Below are 25,530 nucleotides of genomic sequence, written 5' to 3' on the forward strand. Positions count from 1 at the left end.
GAGCGGGAATATGCTTAATGACTAGCATAGTTTCCTATTGGAAACGCTGTTATTTAGCGACTTCTTGTCGCACTGTAGTATTACGTAGTACTTGTACAACAAAAAATACTGCAAATTCATTTTTTATGAATAATGCGGTATCTTAAAAACATATTACTATCATTGACTTTTTATATTTTTTATTAGACCTAACCCACCTAATATTGATAAGATAGAACCAATAAATCTATATTTTGTAATACACTGTTCTAAGTAAATTGCATAATTATTTTGGCTCATACTACCACCATGATCCTGCACAATTTTTGATGCTTCTTCGCTACCTAAATTTATACTATCCATTCTATATCCCTCCAATCTTAGAATTAGATATCATCTTTATCATCCTAATTATTCTCTTTTATCCTTTTTATTTAAAAATATGGTAGAATATTATTGAAAGGAAGTGACTATTATGGAAAATAGTGTTTATATTTCTCTAAAATCAGGTAGAGAAATTGAAATAAAAGATTTTCAATATCTTACTTATCCAAGCTCTACTGACAAGAAAGATATAACTACAGTAAAAACATTTGAAAATTTCTACATGTATAATAAACATTTTACTTTCGTTGGTGAAAACACTACTATATCTTTAAATTCAAATGAGATAGAATTTATTAGGTTTTCTGGTTCATTTACTGAATAGTAACTTCACGAGTGCAAAGGCACTCCTTTTCTTTCATTACTTTTTTCTACTTATGCTGAACCCCATATTTAATTGCCATCTCTTTTACTATAGCTAAGAAACATTCTAAAAGTCTTTTCTCATCACCTATAGCATCTAACTTGCTAACAGCGTTTATTTTAGATTTACTCGCACCTTCTAATGCCATTTTCTTTTGTTTATTTGTACGTCTTATGTCTATCTGTTGCAGCTGCACCTGGTACTTAAAATTTTAGTATTACGTAGTACTTGAATATAAAAAATACCGCAAATTCATTTCTGAATAATGCGGTATTATATCATCATAATTTTTATATTAATTACTTGCCAACAAAAGTAGACATTCCATTATCTCCATTGTAGGCAGGTGCTCCTTCAACTGTTACATAACAAATTATCAACTTATAATCTGCTCCTTTAGGAATACTTTTATTTAAAGTTAATATAAATGTTTTTGCCGAACCATCTTTTGGCTGTATTTTAACCATGCTGTCTGTAAGTGAATTTTCAGCATTCACCTTATCATTTTTACCAAGAGTCGCTATACCTTTTGGTTTAACATTCGTTGTGTCTTGAATCCAATAATTAGCTGGCCTCATTCCTAGTTTCATATCAACATCCCTATCGTAGCTGATTTGAATTTGATTAGGCGAAATCTGATCCAGTTTTACTAGCATTGGAATAGGAAACTTCGCACTTTTATCAACAGTACATATAGAAGTATTAGCATTCTCCATAACAGGCTTAGAATTTACAATATTATCTCCCAAAAACTGAACTGTCACAAAAGTGCATGCAATTAAAAAGTAATTTAAAATCTTTTTCATAGGTACCTCCTAATATATTTATAAATATGTCACAGAACTATACTTCCCTAAAATTATTAAATATATTAATATAAAATATCCTTAGTATAAACTTCATGGAATAAATTACTATTACGAACCAATTATAAATTATTTTATAAATACCGCATTATTCAATTTTCAAAGATCATACTCACCACGATTTTGTGGTCAGTGTTATTTCGTAATTTTTACACATTATGCAAACTTGAGCATTGAACAAAAAATCCCCTTATATTTTAAAAATACAAGAGAATTTATAATGTTATTATTCTATCTTTCTAATACAAACTAGAGTGTTTAAAAAATTAATCAGTGCTTTTCTCATTCGGTTCATATTCTAATATATCACTCAGATCACACCTAAGACTTCACATATTTTATCAAGATGATCAAGATTAACTCTATCAACCAATTCGTGATAAAGTTCAGAAATAGTATTAGGCCTTATTTCAGTTTCTCTAGCTAATCTGGCTTGAGTCCATCTTTTTTCCACTAATACCTTTGATAAATTTATTCTTATCATAATGTCATCTCCTATTTCGGGGATTTGTTTTTCTTTCCTTAATATATAGTTGTCCCAATAACAAATACTGATATAAAATATCGTATTATGTTATTGGGTGATTTCTAAGAAAACTCTAAATTTTTATATCTATTCTATCATAATTTGTGAACCTTAATTATTTTTGTTATTTCATATCAATTTTAGTTAATTATTTTAGCTTATTTTCTTTATTCTAATGCTTCTGCAGCAACCTTTCTCTTTTAAAATATATCCTTTACTTTCTAATATATTAATATATTTTTGTACTGTTGCTGTTGAATTCAATTCTGCTATTTCAGCAATTTCCCTAACCGTTGGGGGCATACTCTTTTCTCTAATATACATCTCAATAATATTTAATATTGTTCTCTCTTTTTCCGTCAACATTTAATCTTCTCCTTTAAATAACTATTTATGTACAATGTTTATTTTAATAATACGAACTAGTGTTCGCATTATTATTTTACTACTATTAAATTATTTTGTAAATATGAACATAAAAGAAACTAGGAAATTTTTATTAATCTCCTAGTTTAAAACATGTATTACTTCTTTTTTATAGATTGCAAAGATGCTTAAATTTATCATATAATGAGTTAAAATGTTTTATAATTTTACACAAAAAAATAAGCAGTAGTGGATTGCTCCTAGCTACTGCCACTTAAAAAATACTATTGAGCTTGTAGAAATTCCTCATAAGTTTCTATTTTATCCTCTCTATTGTTTTCCTTTAGCCAATTCTTATATTTCAAAATGATTTCTTCTATAGTTTTCAAACTTAATTTATTATCATTTTTTCTTTTCATTTTTACATACAAATTAACCTTAATTATATTTCCCAATTATCTCACTCCTTTTATGCCTATACCTACTACATATATGCTATTTTTAAATTACTGTGACTAAAATTAGGCAAAAAAATGAAGGACATAGGATTTCTTCCGTGCCCTTAAATACTTTCTTACTATTTATTATTCTATATAAAAAGTCCATTTATTACACAAGTATATAGCAAAATCTAATGTTTCATCAGCGGCATCTAAATCGAAAGTAAAAATGTTTTCTTCTTCAATGACTCCTATATCCCTACGGCAGACACTAAATTTTTCTGCATTACATTCCAGGCACTCAGAATCACATCTCCCTACATACTCAAAATCATCAATCGTTATTTCGTTATCCTGTAAAAATCGAACTATAACTTCTTCATAACTTAGATCTGAATGCCCAATAAAATTCTCTAATTTCAAAAATTCACTCATACAAAAACCTCCCATAAAATACTGTACATATTATAAAAATGATTATAACTAGAACCATATGCAAATTCAAACTACAATAACTTATTTAATGTCTATCAGAATGTATTAAAACTAATATCGTACAAATTTTATGAATTTTCAAAGTATATATTGACTACTTATGATTTTTAAGATATTATATGTTGCACTTTTTAAGTATAAATCTAATAATTCACAATGTCTTCCAATCATGTAGCAACATAAAAAGATACCTACATTTCTGCAAGTATCTTTTACAAACTTTATATTTTAATTATATTTACAAACAATCAATTTATGCTATTACAGTTGAAGGTATTTTAATTGTTACTGTTCCTCCAGGTAGTATATCTCCAACATTAACTATAATATTTTTAGATGTTGAACTTGAATCAACTGTTCCTTGAGTAGTTGTTACTCCACTCACATTAAAATCTATATGATTCGGTGCTGTATCATTAACAACTACTGATTTAGCTGTCTTTGTTCCAGTATTGGTTATAACAAGAGTATATGTGAAATTATCTCCTATCCAAACATCTTTTACAATTAACAATATCTCTTTTTTGCACTAAAAAATGCAGCCAAATTAATGACTGCATATCTTATGAAAATTGCGCAACCAAATACATCAAATTTAATATTCCAAAACAGTTTCCATTAATTCCTTAATAGAAAAATTCTAAGTGTGTAGTTATATATAATTTTTAAATTTTACTTATTTATTAACATAAAAATTGACATTACTTAAACATTTTATATAAAATAATTAAAATTTATTATTTGTTTACCTATAAGATTGACCAAGCAATTCTGGTATTACAGGATACATATACCAAAGTTTAATTTTTGGTATAAGGCTAAAGTATTTTGCTGATTTTGATACGCTACCATCAAGTTTATATACCCACTTACTCTTTGCAAGTTCATTGCTTGTAGGTGATACACTTGTTGAAAATACATATGGACCTGTAGTAATCCAAGAAGAATCACCATAAATCTTTATACTTCTATATTGATTGCTTGCATAATTAGTTTTTGTTCCATTTAAATCAACAGACCAAATGATTGCATTATCAGGAATAGAAGATATATTGCTAAAATCATATATTGCTTGTACTGATTTTACTGCTGGTGTTAATGTTAGTGCACTTGATGCAGTATATTCATAATTACTAAGTTGATAATGAGGCCCACCTATATAAAAATAGTAGTCTCCAGTAAGTAATGTAGAATGTACTTTCACATAGTAATAACCTGATTTTGGTATATTCACATAGTAAGGAGTAACACTATATAATGAATTTTTTTTATAATTAATGCTTGTAATGAGATTTAAATCTTCATCATAAACCTCAAAAATTCCAGTACCACTAATTGCTGAATTAGCAATACTTAATATATTTTTGTTATCAGCAGATAAAAAAACTTTATAAAAGTCTTCATCAGTCCTATCTGAAATATTTCCATGAACATAATTTGTTCCAGTAGCATTGGCTTTGATAAGCTCAGCTGGCTTTTCATTATTTGTTACTATCACCTGAGCTTGAGTAGTTGATCCATTAGGTTCTATTTCATTTATTTCAGTAGCGGCATAAGCCGTGTTCGCAAATAAAAAAATAAAAAAAGTACTTAATATGGTTATATAAATTTTTTTCATTTAAAACATTCCTTTCAAATTTTGGCTAATATAACCACACACTCAATTATTTTATCGTTTATTTTTTGGTATTCTTTATAATAAATTATATTTTTATACAATTTTACATTTTTTTGCACGCTAGATATATTTGTGATTTTTCATTATTTCAACATAATTTATTGTTTTAATATTTATTTCCAAATATCTAAGAGCAATTCGTGGAATTCCTATACCTCCAAATAACACTAATATTAGTATTATATTTTCACTTTCTGTTGTTAAGTCAAATCTACAATATATAGGAATTTTTTTATAAATTACCCTTACTGCACAGTTATTTAACATCATACATTGATTATGATATGTTCTATAAGTATGATATTTAAAATTTTACACAGAAAAATAAGCAGTAGTGGATCACTCCTAGCTACTGCCACTTAAAAAATATTATTGAGCTTGTAGAAATTCCTCATAAGTTTCTATTTTATCCTCTCTATTGTTTTCCTTTAGCCAATTCTTATATTTCAAAATGATTTCTTCTATAGTTTTCAAACTTAATTTATTATCATTTTTTCTTTTCATTTTTACGTACAAATTAACCTTAATTATATTTCCCAATTATCTCACTCCTTTTAGGCCTATACCTACTACATATATGCTATTTTTAAATTATTGTGCCTAAAATTAGGCAAAAAAATAAAGGACACAGGATTTCTCCCGTGACCTTAAATACTTTCTTACTATTTATTATTATATTTAACCCACGCACCAGTTTCATAAAATTTATAACCATCTGGAGTTGTACAATTCTCAATGAAATCATAATTTTCTTTTTATCCCCTGTTCTGTAGCTATTTTTTTAGCCATTTCTATTGATGTTTCTGAAAAGTCTACACCACAAACTTCAAGTTCCTTTTCCGCAGCCAACATCAAGAGCTTTTCCTTCTTTTAATATTCCTCTATCAAAATAAGTAATAAGATTTTCGTCAGGAATATTTTTAAAAAATGGAACTTCTTTTTCCTTATTTGAAGATAATCTGTTTATTTATTCACTTAAGAATTTGTCAATTATGTTGCTATATATTTCTGGTTCCTCAAGCATAGGTATATGCCCTGAATATTGCATTTCAATGAAGGTTGCATTTGTTATCAGTGAAGCACATAATTTTCCATCAGAAGGTGGATTTAGCCCATCATATTTACCGCTTATAACAAGAGTTTTGGCTGTTATCTTATACAATTCACTTCTATAATCAAAACCTTCTAATGCTTTATTTGCTGCTATAGTTTGTTTATGTGTTAATGAACTTTTAAGAAGATTCGGATATTTTAAAAATATCTCTGGATTATAAGCCATATATTTATAAAAAAAGATTAATTTTTCTTGCTCATTTAACCCTTCTAATTCTGTTGCATGTTCCTTAATCAATCTTTGAGTTGATGATGTTAAACCATTTGATTTAGGAACGGTTAAAATTAATTTTTTTATTCTATGAGGTTGTGAAATCGCTACACCTTGTGCAATATAACTTCCCATTGAAACTCCATAAAGATTTACTGTCTCAAATCCAAAAATATCCATTATAGATAAAATATCTTGAATATGATCGTTTAATGTATAACTATCTGGCTTATCGGATTTTCCATGTCCTCTACAGTCTAATAAAATCGTTCTAAAATTTTTAGAAAACCTCTGAATTTCGTTGCCCCATTTTGTACTATCACAACCAAGTCCATGTATAAGTATTAAAGGCTCTCCATCCCCTTGTATTTTAACATTTAAGTTTATTCCATTTACTTTAATCAGTGACATTTTTATCCTCCAAACTTAATAATATCATGTGATAATTAGCTTTAATAGAAATTAATGTATTTCCATTAATTGTATAGACAGGATAACAAACATTTGTTCTGACGTCAGGTATATCTTATTTATAATTCATCTGACTAATTATCTTTATTTTATAATAATCCACTACCGTATTATTCAATTTTCAAAGAACATTTATATAATTTACTATTTAATTTCTATATTATATACAATAGATCTGCATCCGTTGATGGAATTTCGCAGTACTTAAATATAAAAAAATACCATATTGCTCAGAAAAAAATGAATAATACGGTATTTAAAAATCTACTTTTATGATTTCTGTACATAACAAGCAATCATTATATTTAAACTTTACAGTAAAGTTTTAGAATTGTTCTTAATTCCCAAACAATAATTTACATTATAAGACGCTGTTATTAACTGCTTTGAATTAGCCAAATTATATTCCTTAAAATATTGTTCGGCGATTTGTTCGGGTTCCAAATGCTCATAAACCAAAATTCCATTATTTGAAAGAATTTCTTTTATCTCTGTATAACAATATTCAGCCAACATAGTTTCACCCACAGAGTTTACTATATCTCTTATTTTCTCTACATTTTTTTCGCTAGTTGTATGTGTTTCTTTAGTTGGATAATCAAATACTATACTACTTCCATTTGGAATAAGTTGTGAAATTGTGCTAACTAATTTTTTGAAATCACTTTTTGTTAAATAGTAACTAATTCCTAACAAACTGCAAAAACTTACTTTAGAATTATCAAACATAGGACACGAAAGTAGAATATTTTGCCATTCTTCTTTTGCTAAATCAGCTGAAATATAATTTAGATTTGTAATCTTGTTTTTAATAATAGGCTTCACCCTCTCCTGTTTATCCACACTGGTTAAAGGATGATCTATTTCAAATATTTGCAGTTTGTGTGCATAATCAGATTGTCTATAAGCAAAAGTATCAAAACCTGCTCCAAAAATTAAATATTGTTTAGCACCATGTTTAATAGCATTTTCAAGCATTTTTTCTGTGTATACAGCTCTACTGAGTACTGATGAAAACTGAGTATCAATTATCCATTCTAAAGCTTCTTTATCACTGCCACTGAAAGTTGGATTAAAATATTTTATGCTTTGTGCCATCCTAAAAGACATTTCCTGATATTCCTCCTTAGTAAGAAGTTTTTCTGCCACATAGTCATCAAATATCTTTACTTTGCTATTCTTTGCATGATATGCCCGTACAAATGCACACGCTAGCGCTGTCATACTACTTTTTTCGTTCATAATATCGCCTCCAACTTAATTAAACCACAATTTAAATTCTATTACAATTCATTACTTATTTGGAATTTTAATGTTATGATTTATATACATTTGTTAGAATTTAGAATATAGCATTCTTGATTATTCTTATGTTTTTTCTCCTAAATATCAATTATTGATTCTATAGTTAGCATCTTTTTAAATAAACCATATGAAGCAAAGCTTATAGCTAACTAATTGAAATCCATGGAATTTTACCATATTCTATAATGATGAAAAGAACCCCAGTAGCAGCAAAAACTATAGATACTTTTTGATAGAAGTTCAATTTTTCTTTGAATATGATTACTCCAAGCAGTACGGAAATCAATGGATTTATATAATATCCCATACTAGCTTCTATAACATGATTAGAATTGACGGCCCAAATATAAATAAACCAGTTTATACTTATCAGAACGGAGCATATTGAAATTGGTGAGATTGTTTTTTGTCTGAAAATTGTTTTATAAAAACTCCTAACTTTTTAGTGAATGTTAAAACTAATATATATTTTAAATAATTGTTTCAATCCAACTAAAAATCCGCTCGTTTGCAATTAGTTTTGCTCCTTCTTGGCAATGAGATCCCGCTCCCTCCTCAGATGTAAAGAAAATATAATCTTTGTTGCAAGTAAGAGTGTTATAGAGATGCTTAGCTTGTCCTTTAAAAAAAATTTCATTTTCTACATCTATAATAAGTGTAGGACATTGAATTTTTTCTGGTATTTCTTCTAGGTAATAATTTTTAGCTTTTAATACAAATTCAGCAGGACTATCTACTCCAAACACATACATTCCATGTGAAAATCCCCAACGTAATGTTGAATTAATTTTCATTTGATCATATATATATTTATTAAATTTCTTTGGATTGAGGAGCAAAGAATTGAGTAAATGTTCCTTTGTAATATTTAATCCGCTCATAAATCCTCCTAAAAAGTCATAAATACCTCCATTTGCTATACAAGCAGCAAGTCTGTGTTCAAAAGCTGCCGCCCTAGGAGCAAGATAACCACCTAAACTTTGTCCCCATAAAATTATTTTATTTGGATCTATTTCTTTTTTTGTAAGAAGGTAATCTACAATAGGTGTTATGACTTTTTCATAGTCATGTCTAAAAAATAATTTCTTTTTTCTAATAACTTCACCTTGCCCAGGACCTTCGAAAGTTAAGCAATTCATTCCATGTTCTAGAGCTATCATTGCCATTCCATATAATTCTTCTTTAGTTCCATCAAAACCAGTCATAGCTATTAAAACTGGTTTTGGTTCATTTGAATTTTCTAGTGGATAATAATGTCCTGGAAGCACAGTATTCTCATATGGAATTTCAATATTTTTGATATAAGGTTTATTGAGTTTCATAACGTACGAGAAGCATTCGAGATTTGCATTATATAGTTCATCTATTTTTGTTTTATTAGGATTTTCGTGAAGAAAAAATTCGGCTGTTCTGTAGTAGTTAGCAGCTCTAAGGTATTCCTTCTTTGCACTAATAGTATGACCTTTTAAATAATTGTCATTAGCAATTTTATGAAGTCTTTTTGCTGTTTTACTCCATTCATTGCACCAGCTAGCATAATTACCTTCTTCTATTTTTTCAGCGGTAGAAATAACTTCTGCTATATCAGCAGCACCAAATGCGGTTTCACCAAGAAGCCTTAATGTTTGGAATTCGAATTGATCATCTTTAAAAACTAAATTCATCATAATTATTGTTCTCCTTTTAATAATAACGATAAGTTGATTTTTTTATATTCCTAAGAATAATAGATGCGAATAAAATCGAATAATCATTCACATTTAATTGATAAATATATTTTATCTCTGAAAATATTGAATGTCAATATAAATCGAATAGTTATTCACATTTTATTGACAAAAATATTTTGTAAGATAAAATATTAAGTATATGATTTAGCTAAAAACTACGAAAGGAATGAAAATCTTCATGGAGAATAGAAGAAAATCTAGAGATTTAAAACAAACTAGAGCTTTTAATACAAAAAAAAAGATATTAGAAGCTGCGTATAAGCTTTTTTGTGAGAATGGATATTATAAAACTAATTCTATTGAAATAGCTAAAATTGCTGGTATTTCTATAGGATGTTTTTATTCTTATTTCAAAGATAAAGATGCAGTATTTTATGAAATTTTAGATTTTTATAATAAAAATTTTTTAGAAATAGTCAATAATATACCAAATATTATAGAAATTCACAAGGGTGACAAAAAAGGAGGGATGCTTCTAATTGCGAATAAACTTATAATGATTCATGAATCTTCAAAAGACCTAAACAGAGAACTTAATATATTATATAATTCAAATGCTAAAGTAGCATCTGTGGTTGATGAGCAACATAAAAAAATAAGAAATATTATTAGGGAATGGTTATGTTTTCACGAAAATGATATTAAAGTTACGGATATAGATTCAGCAATTATTATTATAGAGGAGATTAGTAATTCAATTATAAACAGAATTGTATTTAAAAAAGATGATATAGATTCTAATAGAATATTAAATGCTGGTATAGAGGCAATAAATAAGTATTTATTTAGTTAAAAATATTAGGCATCTTCAAAAAAATAATAAGTCCACCTTCTAGTCTATTTTGTATCATGTGGCGCCTACCGAACCTTTAGATAGATCCACAATATACTTCAGGTGTACGAACTCCTTAAAAATAAAAGTTACTACTCAGGCATTCCTAAAAGTGGAATGCCTGAGTAGTAACAAAACTTATATTTTTTGGATGCTGTTATTACCCCTTATTGCATGGTAATAGAAACTTTTGTAAATAATATCAAATAAATAACTAAAACTAAATTTTTAGAGATAGTAATTATTTCTTGCCATGCCCCCCCATTGCTATCTCTTTTTTTTACTAAAAAATGCAGCCAAATTAATGACTGCATATCTAAAGAATATTATTCATTTGGTTCAGAAGACCAACCTTTAATACTATCGTCAATATTAAACACTAAACCTTTATCTTTAATTAAAAACACATTTTCATCAGGATATGTAATAATATCATCTTTTTCACGAGTGCCTATATCAAGTATCTGCAATATTTCTGAACTATTATTTATAAACTGATGTCCATTGTCTTTACCAGCAGGTGCTGAAATAACATCACCTGTTTTTATTAATATTTCTTCACCATCTATTCTTAATAAACCTTTTCCACTCATTATAAAATAGAATTCTTCTTGTTTTGAATGTGAATGATATTTTACGCTTTCAGCACCTGGTTTTACATAATCTATGTTCACATAAATCTTTTCACAACCAATAGCATCACCTATTAATATTGTTTTCAATTTAGAGTTAAAATCAGGGTCATACATATACTCTTTGGGAATATTATTGATATTAGATATATTATTCATTTAAATGCTCCCTTCAATATTTTAATTCATAATAATTTACTGTTGCGAATTACTCAACGATAAATTGGGATTTGTTGCTTAGTCATTTTATCTATCTACTATATTTTTTATATCTCTTATTATATTCGCACTAGTCGTTTTCCTAATTCAAATGCCTTTTTGCAATCTTCCGGAAATACTTCTTTTCTACGTTTAAATTTTTCACTTGCATTAAAAGCAGTTGAAACATATTTTGAATAATCATCAAATTGATAAGTATCAGTTACAAAAATTGATTCTGTTTTTCCAAAATATCTTCCCAATAAAAATTCATTATTTTCAAGAAATTCTTTCCATCTTGTTTGCTCTAATCTTTGTTCATTAACTCCAAATGTATAAATTAATCCTACAGAAATTCTTTTATCAAAAAGTGAAGAATAATTTTCATCATAAGTTAAATATGGAAAAATTAATCGTTCCATAAAAGACTTTATTTCACCTGTAATTGATCCTAAATATATAGGCGTACCCAAAATTATAGCATCTACCTCTTTAATTTTTTTTAGTATTGGACTTATTTCATCATTAATAGCACATTGCCCATAGCTATTACCATTTTTTAATTTACATGCAAAACAGCTTTTACATCCCTTATAATTTAAATCATATAAATGGATCATTTCTGTTTCAGCTCCATTTGAAGCTGCTCCCTCAAGAGCTTTATTTAGCAAAATTCCTGTATTACCGCTTTTTCTTGGACTTCCATTAATAGCAATTATTTTCATGTTTATAACCCCATTTCCTATTTTATAAAATTTAATTATTAAATTCATTAATAGAATAAGGGCTGTAGTATGGAACAACGTCAAGAATTATTTACTAAAAATTTAAAGAAATCACATTCACCTAAATGCTTATTTTCTTTAACTTTATTTAATAATTCTATTAATCCATATAATTCTTTAATTTGATTTTGGGCTACAATTATCTTATTATCAATATAATCTACTAATTTATCTTGATGAGCACATTTATCATCACTAACCATTTTAATTAAATCAGATATCTCTCTTAAACTGAATCCATAATTTTTCATTCGAACAATAAAATTAATTCTTAATAAATCATCCTCAGAATAGACTCTATAACCACTTTCATTCCTAATTGGATTAGGTATCAGATTTATGTTTTCATAATATCTCAAAGTTTCTTTTCCTATATTAAATAATTCTGATAAATCCTTTCGCGTATATTTATTCAAACTTCTTCTCCTTATTATTGCTAGTTTTATTGATTTTCTCTAAACAGGTTACAATTTGTCTACTACTACACAGTTAATTACAATAATGTAGTAAATACAAAATCTTTATTTCTACACATCTTAAGAATATGTTGAACTTATTTATTTACAACAATCTTCATATTGTCTTTTAAATTAGTTTTATCTACTTCAATTAACATAACCCATTCCCATGTACCATCAAATCCTTCTATGCCATCTACTTGTGCACCTGATGATTGTTTTAAGTTTACTGTTAAAATATTATCACCTAAATTTATACTTTCAACTCTATACCCTTGTACTGAACAAGTTGGAGAAGGTATTTGTAAGTACAAAACTGCCTTTTCTTTATCAGGTGATTTCATTGGAATTTCTCTTGATGTAAAATATTCATCTTTAAACTTTTGAAACTCCTCATTAGTCAACATTATAATTGCATCCTGCTGTATAATTAGTTCTTCATCAATTTTGCTAAATCCAATTATATCAGAAAAAAATTCTTTAAATTCAACCTCTTTATTTGTTGAGCATCCAATCAGTTGAAACATGATTATAATAGTGAAGATTGATAATAACACTCTTTTCATATAATACTCCTAATAACTTCATTTTTTATATATGATAATGATTATATTCACACTAAATTACTCATCACGCATTAATTATAACATATTCTGTAAGTATGATATTTAAAATTTTATGCAAAAAAATAAGCAGTAGTGGATTGTTCCTAGCTACTGCTGACATATATTAGTGCTTTAATTTACACAATATTATTCTTATCTACTCCATTTTCTTTAAGAATTGCGTACATCGTCCCATCTGCTTTCATCTCATCAATCTTTTCATTTAGTACGTTTAGTAGAGTATTATCATTTTTTCTAACAGCTATTCCTATATTCCCTATTAACTCCGGGCTATAATCATCTAGCGTTCTTAAAAAAAGATTCGTATAATCTTTTAAAGTTTTGTTTACAATAATTGAATCTGCTATACCAGCATCTATTTTCCCATTGTTTATTGAATTTACCAATTCAGATATGCTTTGAAAAATTTCTATGTCTTTTATTAATCCAGCAGTCTTCCATTTTTGAGCTAATTCTACGTATATAGTTCCTCTTTCTACCCCAACTACTGCATTTTTTAAATCATCTTTGAAATTAATTTTTGATGCCTTTGGAACTATAATTACCTCTGTTTCCGTATATAATGGATGAGTAAAGGATACTTCTTTCTCCCTCTCTGGAGTTATATACATTCCACCAGATGCTATATCTATATTTTCGTCAGTTTCTAATCTTTGTAATAATTCTGAAAACACTGTGCTTTTAAAATCAACTTTATTAATTTTAAGCCTATTTGAAATTTCATTTATTATATCTGCGTCAATGCCTCTTACCTTTTGAGTGTTAATATCCAAAAAATAGAATGGTGGATCACTTGAAGCAGCTGCAACAGTAAGAGTTCCTTTTTCTTTTATAGTTTGCAATCTATCTTTTTCAATTAAATTATCCACTCTGACAACTTCATTAATGTTTACAGTAAACCCAATTATCCTGCAAATGAAATTTACGATAACAATCAAAGCAACCATTTTTTTCATAACTAAAATTTTCCTCCTAAGTAGACTATTCTACTGTTAGTTTCTTTAGTAAACTTTAAATTATTCTCGTTTCAGGAAATAAAATATTACTTAAATTATTTATCAAGTTATTTTCTTATCTAAAAAAAATAAAGGGTACAGGATTACTCCCATACCCTAAGAAATCATTTTATTTTTATTGTACCCAAACACCTGTTTTATCAACTTTGTATCCATCTGGAGTTATACAATTAGCATACATTGTACCATTAGAATTAAAACAGTAACATTCTCCATTATCCCATACCCATTCTGATTTAGCCATCGTATAATTATCATTTAGGGGTACAGCCGACATACGTATAAAAACCGGCCACATGCTGTAAGTAATAACCATAATATAGCCTGTTTTCTGTTTTATTCACCAAATGTTAATATACTCAAAAATAGGTCAAAGAATTATCTATGAATCGCTGTTTCTATCATCATTGCATGTCTTCTGGCAGCTTCTTTCCTAAAAGGTTCAAATCTCATTAAATATTTTAAGTAGAAAGGAATTTTGAATAGGAGCCTATTAGCTCGATTTTCAGTTGATTTATTTATAAAGCCTTTTGTAGCAAGTTCTTTTCCAGCCTCATAATATGCATCATAAATATCATAGATAATTGGATAATTTTTTTCCTTTTTAGGATTATTTCCATGTCCAACTAATGTCCCCTGTTTTCTGACTAGCATTCCCACAAGTCTTGCATCCATAAATTTAGCATAGGTTTTAAAATATTCTATGGGGGTGTGAGTAGTCTCCACTAACATATTATCACAAGTTATTAATGTAACAAAAGGCTTAGAGCATATAGCTGAATCAACATGGTGAAAAACTAATCCGCTGTTTGTAATGTTGAATTCCCCTATTTTACAGTTATAATAATATCTTTCAAGAAGTATCTTTAGTAAGCTAGACATATCAAATGTATAAATGGGCGTTGCAAATATAATAATATCAGCTTTTCGCATTTTATTATAAACCATGTCTGCATCATCTTCATGTATGCACTTTAAAAAATGCTTTTCAGTTTGACATACCTGACAATCAATACAGTGATTAATTTCGAGATTGGCAAGATTTATATTCTCACATTCAGCGCCTTTTTCTCTTGCTCCTTTAAAAAGCTTATCTATTAGAAATTTTGTATATCCATTATCTCCTCTGAAGCTCGAGTTGATAGCTAAAATTTTCATATTCATACCTCCATTTATAAATATTTCTTATTCTTTACTCTTTCAATGGTTTCTTCAATCCAATTAATTATGCTCTTATTCATGGTCATGCCATAATCAAAAGTTAATTTATGAAAAAATAAATCTCGTTTTGATTCCTTGTTATCAGGAATTAGTTCATCTTTGCTGGCATCTCTTTCAAACTCCTTCATTAAACACCGTATTTTTGAAGCAACCCCCTCCATCATGCGTATAAATTCTTCATCAGAAAGTCCTCCACTGAAAAACACTTGAATAAGCCAAGATATTCTAGGCTCAACAGGTGTAATAGAGGAAGTGAGCCACTTACTAAATTCTTCTTTACCTTTTTCAGTAATATGATAAACCTTACTATTAGGTCTACCATCTTGTATTATGGTTTCTGACCATATTAGCTCATAATTGGTTAACCGTGCTAGCGTACGGTATATTTGACTTTGATCTGCTGCCCAAAAATGCCTTACAGAAGCATCAAACATTTTTTTCATATCATAGCCTGAAAGTGGTGTGATTTGAAGAAAACCTAACATTGCATATTCTAATGACATATAAAACTCTCCTTTAGTTTATTTTACTATTACAGTCCTTTTACTTTAAAATATGAAGTAACTGCATTATCTAAAAAATTAATAATTTGCTTAGCTCCTACCATTGGCGGATAATAATTTTCATTTGTTTTATACTTAAGAATTTGAGTTTGAACTTTTGAAATATTCTCTTTAAATGCTTTATCACTAAGAATTTCATTAATTGATTGATTTAAAGTTACAGAACTTAAATTATATCTTGATAATACTATACCACAACCTTTTCTGGCAAGATTTTCAAGATTGTACTGCTGTTCACCAAACATGGGAATCCCAACAAAAGGTGTACCAGCCATTGCAGTTGTATAAACTGTACCTTGACCTCCATGTATGACGGCCACGTCAGCCATAGAGGTTACTTCAAAGGAGGGATAAAACTTCTCAACTACTACATTTGAGGGAATATAAGGTATATCTTCCTTAATAACAATATTTGTTGATGCAGCAAATACATCATAAGGTTGATCTTTAAAACCAGCAATAATAGACTTAAATATTTCAGGATCACCTGAGGATCCCATTGCAAAAAACACCATAGGACGTCGAGATATTTTTTTATATTTCTTTATTGAGTCAGGCATGTCTATATTATGTTCCATCAAGATTGGTCCACAAAAACCATAATAAGATGGTATCTCTTGAAATTCACGAAACAGCTCTGGTGCATCGGACATCAAGTTAAAGTCTCCCCTAATAATTTTAAGAGCATTACTAAAGCTATCTAACTTTTGTTCTTTCATTACCTTATTCCATGCAGAAATCTTATGAGGAAATTTTAATACAATTTTTTTTATAATAAATTTGACAAGTTTTTGAAGAAGTTTTTTTAATATAGGTGCTTTTTCAGCTATTAGCATTAAAGGGGTTGCTAAACCTTTTTCATAATACATGTCTGAACAAACAGCTGATAGTACCCAAACCAAAGGAATTTCTGCAAATTTGGTGGATATACTCATAGTAGGCCTAAATCCAGTTATAACCACATCAGGCTTTAATTCCATTAAAAGCTTTTCTTCTATTTTGTACGAACTTCGTTAATTCACTCTCGGTGATAAAATCAAAGCCATATTCATCAAGATTGTGCATCATTCTGAAATTTTCATCATCCATCCATTCTTCATCATAATCAATGTACAATCTTTGAAAGCCCTTATCCGCAAAAAGATAATCGTATCTTCCTTTTCCTAATACTATAACTTCATGCCCCAGCTTCTTAAAAGCATCAGCAAGGCTTGTCATTCGATGTGTTTCTGCTAGATCCACTACTTCTGGGGCAATTAATATCCTGTATTTTCTACACTCTTGTAATTCCATATATAAAACCGCCTTTTATAATATTTATTGATAAAATATATTCTGTTTATATGATACAACTCTATTATATGACTAATCATATATACAATCAATCTTATATATAATATAACTTGGATTTATGAAATATATTAATGTGAACGCCGAAATAAGTCTAACTTAATGGGTATAACTTGCAAATAGTAGTTTAAGTGTGCAATTTCACTTATGTGTCAAAAAGTATACTTTTTGAAAGTGTTTATTATATATATTATTTATATTTCAAAAAAGCAACATATTTATATTTGAAACATTTCAACTAACTTGTATAGTTTTTGAAATAAATTTATACTTATCATAAAACTATTTTAAGGAGTTGATAAATTGAGAAGCTTTTTTTACGCAAGGGTAAAGACCAATCTTTAGAAAGACAAATTGCTGCAGCTAAGGAATTAGGAATAGAAAGTGAATATATATTTATTGAAAAGGCTAGCGGCAAAGATTGCAAAAGACCTGAATATCAGTTAATGAAACGTATGTTTAGAGAATATTATATACCTTTCATTGTTTAAAAAAGCACTCTTTTGAATGCTTTTAGAATTTATATAGCTTTTTAAAAATCAGTGTTTTTAGATTCTATATCATTATATAAAATTTAATCATATAGAATCTTATTGCTAAATATACTGCATCTGAAAAACTAAGCCCATCACTAAACCTACATATATAAGAATGATGTGTTATTCAATATAAATAGTCCATTTCTTGCATTTATTACACAAGTATATAGCAAAATCTAATGTTTCATCAGCGGCATCTAAATCGAAAGTAAAAATATTTTCTTCTTCAATAACGCCTATATCCCTACGCCAGACACTAAATCTTTCTGAATTACATTCCAGGCACTCGGAATCACATCTCCCTACATACTCAAAATCATCAATCATTATTCCGTTATCCTGTAAAAATTGAACTATAACTTCTTCATAACTTACATCTGAATGCCCAATAAAATTCTCTAATTTCAAAAATTCACTCATACAAAACCTCCCATAAAATACTGTACATATTATAAAAATGATTATAGCCAGATCCCTATGCAAATTCAAACTACAATAACTTATTTAATGTCTATCAGAATGTATTAAAACTAATATCGTACAAATTTTATGGATTTTTAAAGTATATATTGACTACTTATCATTTTTAAGATACTATATACTGCATTTTTTAAATATAAATCTAATAATTCACAATGTCTTCCGATTATGTAGCAACATAAAAAGATACCTACATTTCTGCAAGTACCTTTTATAAACTTTATTTTTATTATCTTTCAAACAATAATTTTATGCTATTACAGTTGACGGTATTTTAATTGTTACTGTTCCTCCAGGTAGTATATCTCCAACATTAACTATAATATTTTTAGACGTTGAACTTGAATCAACTGTTCCTTGAGTAGTTGTTACTCCACTAACATTAAAATCAATGTGATTTGGTGCTGGATCATTTACTACTACTGCTTTAGCTATCTTTGTCCCAGTGTTAGTTATTACAAGAGTATATGTGAAATTATCTCCTATCCATACGTCTTTTACATCTGCTGTTTTTACTACATTTAAAATAGTATCAGCCGTTCCATGAAATATGATTGTAACCTCCCCACTAGGGTTATTAGTATTGTCGCCTTTGGCATGAGCAATATTAACTATCTTTTCTTCTGATGCTGGATCAGTTCCTTTTGGTGTTACAGTTATAACACATGATGCTGCACTTAAATTGCTTCCATCTGATGTTATAGCTGTTATTGTTGCTGTTCCAACTCCTACAGCTGTCACTTTTCCATTTGAATCAACTGTTGCAACAGTGGGATCAGATGAACTCCATTTAACATTTATACCAGCTGGAGTTGTTGTTGCTATTAAAGTTTCTGAATCATCTATTATTAAATTTGTAGTTGATTTATTTAGTGATATTGACTCTTGCTCTGCTTTTTTAGTTACAGTTACTATACATATCGCAGTTAAACCATCAGAAGTAGTAGCTGTTATTGTTGCTTGTCCTTTCTTTACTCCAACAAGTTTTCCAGTTGAATCTACAGTTGCTATTGCAGAATTACTTGATGTCCAAACTACTTCTGTATCAACTGGAATTGTTGTTGCTTTTAATTGTTCTGAAGTCTCTTCTGTTAATGTCGTTGTTGATTTATTTAGGTATATTGTTTCTTTAGGATTTGCTAAATAGCCATTTTCATCTAGATCTATATTAAACATTGTAAAATATTTTGATTTTTCATATGGAATCTTTATATAAACTGAATGTAGTTTTTGTTCTAATCCAGTTTTTTCATAAACCATCCCTTGATGAATTATACCTGAACTCTTATATGATGATATGTTCTCGCCTTTATTATCCAGATAGATTACTGCTCCTTGTTTTCTGTTATCACACATATCATCCATAATTCTTATTTTAGTACCATAAAAATAAAGCTTTATATATGATTCACTTTCATAATTATGATACAATCCACTACTCTTATAATCAAAAAAATCTTTTCCATATTCTATATTGGAATTATAGCTACATGAAATTCTCTTCCATCCAGCTTCTGGTGCAGTTAATGCTTGCCCAATCGTAGCTGCATTAGCGATGGTTTCATTTTGAACTGCTCCAACTCCTATAAAAATGAATAACATTACAAACATTATACTAAATTTTTTAAAGTAAATTTTCATTTATCATCTCTCCCTCATGTTATTAATAATAAATGAATGCGCATCCAATATCTTTATTTTAATCATTCTTCCAGTAAAATCCAACAACAATCGTAATACAAATTACCTTATATATAAGAAATTTAGTAATTTTTTACAGTATTCATTTTAATGTAAAAATAAGTCAAATAAAAAGCACCTATAATGGTGCTTATTTGGCTTATTAAGTTTTACACCCTATTTTCCAATTATGTAGCAACATAAAAAGATACCTACATTTCTGCAAGTATCTTTTATAAACTTTATATCTAATTATCTCTTAAAGCAGTCAATTTATGCTATTACAGTTGAAGGTATTTTAATTGTTACTGTTCCTCCAGGTAGTATATCTCCAACATTAACTATAATATTTTTAGATGTTGAGCTTGAATCAACTGTTCCTTGAGTAGTTGTTACTCCACTCACATTAAAATCTATATGATTTGGTGCTGGATCATTAACAACTACTGCCTTAGCTGTCTTTGTCCCAGTATTAGTTATTACAAGAGTATATGTGAAATTATCTCCTATCCATACATCTTTTACATCTGCTGTTTTTACTACACTCAAGATAGTATCAGCTGTTCCATGAAATATAATTGTAACCTCCCCACCAGGGTTATTAGTATTATCACCTTTGGCATGAGCAATATTAACTATCTTTTCTTCTGATGCTGGATCAGTTCCTTTTGGTGTTATAGTTACAACACATGCCGCAGTTACACCATCAGCAGTTGTGGCTGTAATGGTACAAATTCCTTCTTTTACTCCAATAACTTTACCAGTTGAATCTACTGTTGCTATTGATGTATCACTTGATTTCCATGTAACTTGTGCTCCTGCTGGAGTTGTTGTTGCCGTTAATTGTCCAAAGTCTCCAACATTTAAATTCATTGATGATTTATCTAATGATATTAAACTACTTACATTATTCCATGTTCCCCATGAAAATTTACCACCATATACACCAATATTAGCTTGTGTTCCGTCTGGATTTGTTCCATCACCTGAATTCTTCCAGTAGCTTGATGTTATATTATAATCTGGGTCTGCTATAACATTAGTTAAACTTTTAGTTTTGGTTCCAGAATATGGATCAATTATTGAATTTGTAGACGCATTATTAATGCCTTGTCCAGATAATGGTTGCCTAGTATAAAATCCATCTGAGCAATTTTTAAATAAACAATTTACAGTTATAATACTTGCATTTGATATTTTCCCGTTCCATCCACCTATATTAAGATTATCAAAAACACAATTGTAATATTCGTTTGTCCAATCATCTCCGCCTAGGCAAACATAATTGCCATCCCCTGAGATATTATGAAATACTAGTCCATAAAATGAAAATTTAATTCTCCAAGAAGAATTCCCTTCAACAATTAAGAGTTCTAATCCATTTGTACTTTTAATAAATGCTTTTCCTCTGTTTTTAGCTATAAAACTAACTTTCATACCATTAAACTTTGAATTTACATTACAGCTATATCCACTTGATATGGGTGTCCAATCATAATCTCCATCATTCATTACTATTGCCACATCATTTTTTAGATTATTATCACTTAAATAATTCAAACATTTCCATAAACTTCGGTAAGGATTTGATTGACTTCCATCTCCACTTGTGTCATTTCCATTATTGGAATCAACATAAATAATTTTATTAAAATTTAAAGTAGTATTATTTATTTTCATAGATTGACTTGTATCATCTGCAAAAGCATTAACACAGCTTCCTGATATTAATATCAAAGCCATAAAAAACATTATACTAAACTTTTTAAAGTAATTTTTCATTTATCATCTCTCCCTCGTTGTTTTTAATAATAAATGAATGCGCATCCAATATCTTTATTTTAATCATTCTTCCAGTTAAATCCAACAATAATCGTAATACAAATTCCCTTATATCTAAGAAAATTAGTAATTTTTTACATTTTGTTTATCCATATTTATACTTATTTACTTAAAATAGATAACAAAATAAGACTTTTTATTTAAGCCTTTAATGTTATCTACAATTATTTTATTGATAGTTCTTGCTATGATACATTAGCTTCAGTATATTTACTCTCTGCTAATTGCATTAACTTTGTATATTCATCTTGTGAAATTCTTATATACTCTTTTAAATTAGTTGTTTTCCCAAACTACACTCTATTTAATTTAATAACAGCATCAGTATCTTTTAATATTTTCTTAAACTCATCTTCTGTAGTTTTGGATTTGATTAAATCTAAAAATAAATAAAACATATTCTCACTCCCCCAATTAAATTATAAATATCAATATTTTTATTATGTCATCTAACTAGCTAAGGCTCTTCAGCCTTTTTATCCTAAGCTTTTTCTGTTTTAATTTTCATATATTCAACAAGCTCTCTTACCTTTTTTTCTCCTAGCTGTTTTTCTAAAATATCAATCATAACTTCAGCCTGGGAATTTTTAAGCATCTCCATTCCTTCTGTTGTTTCAGGATAATGAACTCTAACTGTTATAGGTTGTCTACTTTTCATGCTATCACCCTTTAATATTTGCTTTTATACTATGCAAATATTTTAAATTAGTTACAATCAGTCATTTCTCCAACAACCCATTAAGTTTTTTTAGCCCATATTTTTAAAGATTGAGATTTAACTGAAGTCTCATCTAAGGCATCTCTTATTTCTTGCAACCTAGGAACCTCATCTTTTGTTATCTTTCCATCTGCAGTTATATCAATTAACGATTTTTTTGCTTTGTCAGTAAAAAGGGGACAATTATAATTGAACTATAAGTATAAGGAATGTATAAAAATGGAAATAGTACACCAAATGATGAAGTCAAATTAAAAATAGCAAAATATTTTAATTTTACAGTTGATTATTTATTAGGTACTTCTAATACACAGTCAATTGATCATTCTAAAAATGACTTATAAGAACAGATAGCTATGAAACTTATTTCTGAACTCGAGAGATAGCTATAAAATCACTGAAGATGATATACATAATTTAATATTGTTTTCAAAAATAACGCTAACTCAAAATAAAAAAATCAAGATGATTAAAATTCATCCTGATTTTTTTTATTACATAAAGATACATATTCATTTTTTACTATAGAAAATCGATTCATTATTTCTTGTAATTCTATCTCATTAAAACTATTCTTTAAACCTTTTGACAACAATTCAATTACATTTGTTTCCATAGCCTCATCTCCCCGAAATTGTTACTACCATTTTACAACAATATTTGTTTTTTTGTGCAAACACCAGTTCGTATATTTGTTTTCTAATTGAATTTATTGTAAAATAATATTAAATTCGGACTATAAATCTAATGTTTTTGCTAATGAATTTTCATTGATGATTTAGCTTCAGAGCCGCAGAGTTAGATTGTCTTTCATTGTAGCAGCTAGCTAGAAGTTATTATGTTCCGTTGGAAATTGTGAAGTTAAAATATAATAAATTATAGAAAATCTCTGATAATAGTCACATATTATCAGAGATTTTATTAACCTAGAGTATTGTTACTAATCTATTATCTAAAGTTTTATTTGGCATAATTTAATCGAGTCCATTTAACTTGATGTTATTTTTCTAACTCATTGTTGGGGATTATATTTTCAGGGTCTTTAACCTTACTTATGGGGTTAGCTAATTCTAATTTTAAATTTTCAATAAAACTATTAACTTTCTTAATTTTTACGAAATCCGGTACAAATTCGTTAAACCGCTTTTCACGAAAATTCAAAGGCACCCTTCTAAAAAATCTCTCATGTAACTCATGATAAACTACTGTAGGACACTCATCATCAATTTGAACATCAACAAATTGTTCCTCTAAATTATACTTAGAAATAATTTTTTTTACATCAAAAAACTCCATAACACTTGGATTTAATTCAACATATCTTACCTTTTCAGATAATTTTTTGCGAGCATTTTTAACATATGGAGGATCCAATTCATTATTCTCTATAATAAATATTGAGTTTAAATCTGCAGAAATCAACTTATTTATTAATCTATCTGAAACTGATATACCACCTACAGCAATAATATTAATTGTTTCATATCCAAGTTTTTTACAGAAGTCAAATTCTCGTACAAGGAGATCAAAAAATATTTCCTCTTCTTTTCCTTCTACGAATATTGACAGATGCTTATATTTTTCTGTGCCAGTTCCTCTATTGTTTTTTGCTTTTTCAGTTTTATCTTTAACAGATTTATCAAATTGTTTGTAGTACGCTGTTATTCCATTTATCCTGCGCGCTCTTTTGAACAATGGTATCCATGAGTTATTCTCGCTCCATACAATAGGTAATGTTGTATTTGGAGTATTATAGTAGAAAGCTATTAAAGCCCCAATACCTCCATACCCAAGTGGATTTGATCTGCAACATGTGCTGCCATAATATTGAAGACGTTTTAATATTTTCTCCCTATCATCAAAACTTATTCCGTCATAAAATCTTGAATCTAATGATGCTACTGTATCCATTTTATCATATTCGAAAGCTGAAAAAGTGTATATATTTGCTTCTTTTGACACCTTTTCAAGACCTTCTGTAAATCCACAAATTGTTAACAGAAAGATATTTTTAACTCCATAAGGTATAACTCTCTCTTTCAATTCATTTATGCTTGTTGTTGCTTGATGTCCTGTTGATATTATATCATCAACTAATACAATATTTTCAATAAAACCGTCTTCTATGTACTTTTTTGTAATTTCATTTTCCTGAAAATTTTCTTCAGACAATTCGTTTATAATTCGAAAATTATACGAAATCATTGATCCACTTTTACCTGAATCGCCTAAACCTGCAAATAATGTATTTTTATTATTAATATGCGCTCCTCTCTCAATAGATTTTCTTATAAGCTTACTATATGCAACAGATAATGCACTTTTTATATCTTCATGTCCTATAACATTTAAATTTCTTATTATTCTAATAGCCAAATCATAATCCGATGGATCAAATTGCAATATCCACTTTATTACATCTCGAACATCAATTTCTATAGGCCAATGCGATATAATTTCTTTAACTTCCTCCAGTTGACATTGCAAACTAATTGGGTACTTCATAAAAAAATTCCTCCGTAAATCTAATAATATCTATGCAATCAATTATAAACATCGATACATAATACTTTGTTTAAATACCTATTATGTGTAGTATGTCCTATTATAACATATTTTACCACATAATGCTGCAAAATTACAAAAAACACCAGAAATTCAT

The 25,530-nt window shown here is 28.3% G+C and carries 33 protein-coding genes and 1 pseudogene; 4 read left to right on the forward strand and 30 right to left on the reverse strand.

The annotated features are described in order from the left end of the window. Positions 1-159: 159 nt before the first annotated feature. On the reverse strand, positions 160-342 hold the full coding sequence (locus L3B98_RS14805; protein WP_238917294.1) for a hypothetical protein: 183 nt from the start codon (positions 340-342) through the stop codon (positions 160-162). Positions 343-454: 112 nt separating this feature from the next. Between L3B98_RS14805 and L3B98_RS14810 the strand changes: the two genes are divergently transcribed. Continuing rightward, positions 455-688 carry a hypothetical protein gene (locus tag L3B98_RS14810; RefSeq protein WP_238917295.1) on the forward strand — a complete coding sequence of 78 codons (234 nt, stop codon included), beginning with the start codon at positions 455-457 and terminating at the stop codon, positions 686-688. A gap of 46 nt (positions 689-734) precedes the next feature. Here L3B98_RS14810 and L3B98_RS14815 read toward each other — a convergent pair whose 3' ends face one another. The 13 genes and pseudogenes from L3B98_RS14815 to L3B98_RS14875 form a co-directional block, all read right to left on the reverse strand. Further along, a complete protein-coding gene (locus L3B98_RS14815; RefSeq protein ID WP_238917296.1) occupies positions 735-875 on the reverse strand; it encodes a hypothetical protein in 141 nt (46 codons plus the stop codon). Between the two features lie 151 nt (positions 876-1,026). Next, positions 1,027-1,533 carry a hypothetical protein gene (locus L3B98_RS14820; RefSeq protein WP_238917297.1) on the reverse strand — a complete coding sequence of 169 codons (507 nt, stop codon included), beginning with the start codon at positions 1,531-1,533 and terminating at the stop codon, positions 1,027-1,029. A gap of 370 nt (positions 1,534-1,903) precedes the next feature. Next, a complete protein-coding gene (locus L3B98_RS14825; RefSeq protein ID WP_238917298.1) occupies positions 1,904-2,077 on the reverse strand; it encodes a helix-turn-helix transcriptional regulator in 174 nt (57 codons plus the stop codon). 195 nt (positions 2,078-2,272) lie between these two features. Further along, entirely contained in the window at positions 2,273-2,485 is a 213-nt protein-coding gene (locus tag L3B98_RS14830; protein ID WP_238917299.1) for an HTH domain-containing protein, read from the reverse strand. A 284-nt stretch (positions 2,486-2,769) separates the two neighbouring features. Next, positions 2,770-2,940: a hypothetical protein gene (locus L3B98_RS14835; RefSeq protein WP_015393215.1), complete on the reverse strand. Its 171-nt coding sequence runs from the start codon at positions 2,938-2,940 to the stop codon at positions 2,770-2,772. 129 nt (positions 2,941-3,069) lie between these two features. Next, on the reverse strand, positions 3,070-3,360 hold the full coding sequence (locus L3B98_RS14840) for a hypothetical protein (RefSeq protein ID WP_238917300.1): 291 nt from the start codon (positions 3,358-3,360) through the stop codon (positions 3,070-3,072). Positions 3,361-3,673: 313 nt separating this feature from the next. After that, positions 3,674-3,925: pseudogene (locus L3B98_RS14845) on the reverse strand (hypothetical protein); the annotation flags it as partial. A 240-nt stretch (positions 3,926-4,165) separates the two neighbouring features. After that, positions 4,166-5,038, reverse strand: coding sequence for a hypothetical protein (locus tag L3B98_RS14850; RefSeq protein ID WP_238917301.1), 873 nt, complete (start codon positions 5,036-5,038; stop codon positions 4,166-4,168). 429 nt (positions 5,039-5,467) lie between these two features. Beyond that, entirely contained in the window at positions 5,468-5,638 is a 171-nt protein-coding gene (locus tag L3B98_RS14855) for a hypothetical protein (protein ID WP_015393215.1), read from the reverse strand. Positions 5,639-5,839: 201 nt separating this feature from the next. Next, a complete protein-coding gene (locus L3B98_RS14860; protein ID WP_238917302.1) occupies positions 5,840-5,950 on the reverse strand; it encodes a class I SAM-dependent methyltransferase in 111 nt (36 codons plus the stop codon). Between the two features lie 115 nt (positions 5,951-6,065). Continuing rightward, positions 6,066-6,833, reverse strand: coding sequence for an alpha/beta hydrolase (locus L3B98_RS14865; protein ID WP_238917303.1), 768 nt, complete (start codon positions 6,831-6,833; stop codon positions 6,066-6,068). Between the two features lie 372 nt (positions 6,834-7,205). Beyond that, the gene (locus L3B98_RS14870) at positions 7,206-8,135 is read right to left on the reverse strand and encodes a class I SAM-dependent methyltransferase (RefSeq protein ID WP_238917304.1); all 930 of its coding nucleotides are present in this window, start codon (positions 8,133-8,135) and stop codon (positions 7,206-7,208) included. Between the two features lie 533 nt (positions 8,136-8,668). Continuing rightward, on the reverse strand, positions 8,669-9,865 hold the full coding sequence (locus tag L3B98_RS14875; RefSeq protein ID WP_238917305.1) for an alpha/beta hydrolase: 1,197 nt from the start codon (positions 9,863-9,865) through the stop codon (positions 8,669-8,671). 241 nt (positions 9,866-10,106) lie between these two features. On the opposite strand from L3B98_RS14875, the gene L3B98_RS14880 reads away from it, so the two are divergent. Then, positions 10,107-10,721 carry a TetR/AcrR family transcriptional regulator gene (locus L3B98_RS14880; RefSeq protein ID WP_236907713.1) on the forward strand — a complete coding sequence of 205 codons (615 nt, stop codon included), beginning with the start codon at positions 10,107-10,109 and terminating at the stop codon, positions 10,719-10,721. A 365-nt stretch (positions 10,722-11,086) separates the two neighbouring features. Here L3B98_RS14880 and L3B98_RS14885 read toward each other — a convergent pair whose 3' ends face one another. The 10 genes from L3B98_RS14885 to L3B98_RS14930 form a co-directional block, all read right to left on the reverse strand. Then, positions 11,087-11,551 (reverse strand): cupin domain-containing protein, encoded by a 465-nt coding sequence (locus L3B98_RS14885; RefSeq protein ID WP_077363497.1) that lies wholly within the window; start codon positions 11,549-11,551, stop codon positions 11,087-11,089. A 119-nt stretch (positions 11,552-11,670) separates the two neighbouring features. Then, positions 11,671-12,315, reverse strand: a complete 645-nt coding sequence (locus tag L3B98_RS14890; RefSeq protein ID WP_238917306.1) for a flavodoxin family protein — start codon at positions 12,313-12,315, stop codon at positions 11,671-11,673. Positions 12,316-12,395: 80 nt separating this feature from the next. Next, entirely contained in the window at positions 12,396-12,791 is a 396-nt protein-coding gene (locus L3B98_RS14895; protein ID WP_077363493.1) for a MerR family transcriptional regulator, read from the reverse strand. A gap of 137 nt (positions 12,792-12,928) precedes the next feature. Next, a complete protein-coding gene (locus L3B98_RS14900; protein WP_173696417.1) occupies positions 12,929-13,399 on the reverse strand; it encodes a hypothetical protein in 471 nt (156 codons plus the stop codon). 176 nt (positions 13,400-13,575) lie between these two features. Continuing rightward, on the reverse strand, positions 13,576-14,415 hold the full coding sequence (locus L3B98_RS14905; RefSeq protein ID WP_238917307.1) for an ABC transporter substrate-binding protein: 840 nt from the start codon (positions 14,413-14,415) through the stop codon (positions 13,576-13,578). A 175-nt stretch (positions 14,416-14,590) separates the two neighbouring features. Further along, a complete protein-coding gene (locus L3B98_RS14910; protein ID WP_238917308.1) occupies positions 14,591-14,791 on the reverse strand; it encodes a hypothetical protein in 201 nt (66 codons plus the stop codon). Positions 14,792-14,853: 62 nt separating this feature from the next. Then, positions 14,854-15,633, reverse strand: a complete 780-nt coding sequence (locus L3B98_RS14915) for a flavodoxin family protein (RefSeq protein ID WP_238917309.1) — start codon at positions 15,631-15,633, stop codon at positions 14,854-14,856. A gap of 14 nt (positions 15,634-15,647) precedes the next feature. Continuing rightward, the gene (locus L3B98_RS14920) at positions 15,648-16,199 is read right to left on the reverse strand and encodes a PadR family transcriptional regulator (RefSeq protein WP_238917310.1); all 552 of its coding nucleotides are present in this window, start codon (positions 16,197-16,199) and stop codon (positions 15,648-15,650) included. Positions 16,200-16,228: 29 nt separating this feature from the next. Then, positions 16,229-17,239 (reverse strand): nucleotide disphospho-sugar-binding domain-containing protein, encoded by a 1,011-nt coding sequence (locus tag L3B98_RS14925; RefSeq protein ID WP_238917311.1) that lies wholly within the window; start codon positions 17,237-17,239, stop codon positions 16,229-16,231. Then, the gene (locus L3B98_RS14930) at positions 17,223-17,552 is read right to left on the reverse strand and encodes a hypothetical protein (protein WP_238917312.1); all 330 of its coding nucleotides are present in this window, start codon (positions 17,550-17,552) and stop codon (positions 17,223-17,225) included. Before L3B98_RS14930 ends, L3B98_RS14925 begins: the two co-directional genes overlap by 17 nt. A gap of 434 nt (positions 17,553-17,986) precedes the next feature. On the opposite strand from L3B98_RS14930, the gene L3B98_RS14935 reads away from it, so the two are divergent. Then, positions 17,987-18,100, forward strand: coding sequence for a hypothetical protein (locus tag L3B98_RS14935; RefSeq protein ID WP_238917421.1), 114 nt, complete (start codon positions 17,987-17,989; stop codon positions 18,098-18,100). A 168-nt stretch (positions 18,101-18,268) separates the two neighbouring features. On the opposite strand, the gene L3B98_RS14940 is transcribed toward L3B98_RS14935, so the two are convergent. The 4 genes from L3B98_RS14940 to L3B98_RS14955 form a co-directional block, all read right to left on the reverse strand. After that, positions 18,269-18,568 (reverse strand): hypothetical protein, encoded by a 300-nt coding sequence (locus tag L3B98_RS14940; protein WP_077363478.1) that lies wholly within the window; start codon positions 18,566-18,568, stop codon positions 18,269-18,271. Between the two features lie 309 nt (positions 18,569-18,877). Further along, positions 18,878-20,269, reverse strand: coding sequence for an Ig-like domain-containing protein (locus tag L3B98_RS14945; protein WP_238917313.1), 1,392 nt, complete (start codon positions 20,267-20,269; stop codon positions 18,878-18,880). A 312-nt stretch (positions 20,270-20,581) separates the two neighbouring features. Next, a complete protein-coding gene (locus L3B98_RS14950) occupies positions 20,582-22,090 on the reverse strand; it encodes an Ig-like domain-containing protein (RefSeq protein WP_238917314.1) in 1,509 nt (502 codons plus the stop codon). 541 nt (positions 22,091-22,631) lie between these two features. Continuing rightward, positions 22,632-22,808 carry a hypothetical protein gene (locus tag L3B98_RS14955; RefSeq protein WP_015393195.1) on the reverse strand — a complete coding sequence of 59 codons (177 nt, stop codon included), beginning with the start codon at positions 22,806-22,808 and terminating at the stop codon, positions 22,632-22,634. 269 nt (positions 22,809-23,077) lie between these two features. On the opposite strand from L3B98_RS14955, the gene L3B98_RS28960 reads away from it, so the two are divergent. Beyond that, a complete protein-coding gene (locus tag L3B98_RS28960) occupies positions 23,078-23,212 on the forward strand; it encodes a hypothetical protein (protein ID WP_275298431.1) in 135 nt (44 codons plus the stop codon). 125 nt (positions 23,213-23,337) lie between these two features. Here L3B98_RS28960 and L3B98_RS14960 read toward each other — a convergent pair whose 3' ends face one another. Beyond that, complete coding sequence (locus tag L3B98_RS14960) at positions 23,338-23,484, reverse strand: hypothetical protein (protein ID WP_238917315.1); 147 nt, start codon at positions 23,482-23,484, stop codon at positions 23,338-23,340. A 383-nt stretch (positions 23,485-23,867) separates the two neighbouring features. Continuing rightward, entirely contained in the window at positions 23,868-25,373 is a 1,506-nt protein-coding gene (locus L3B98_RS14965) for a phosphoribosyltransferase (RefSeq protein ID WP_238917316.1), read from the reverse strand. Positions 25,374-25,530 lie beyond the last annotated feature (157 nt).

This window comes from Clostridium sp. YIM B02555 (assembly GCF_022320955.1).
Taxonomy (GTDB): Bacteria; Bacillota; Clostridia; order Clostridiales; family Clostridiaceae; genus Clostridium; species Clostridium saccharoperbutylacetonicum.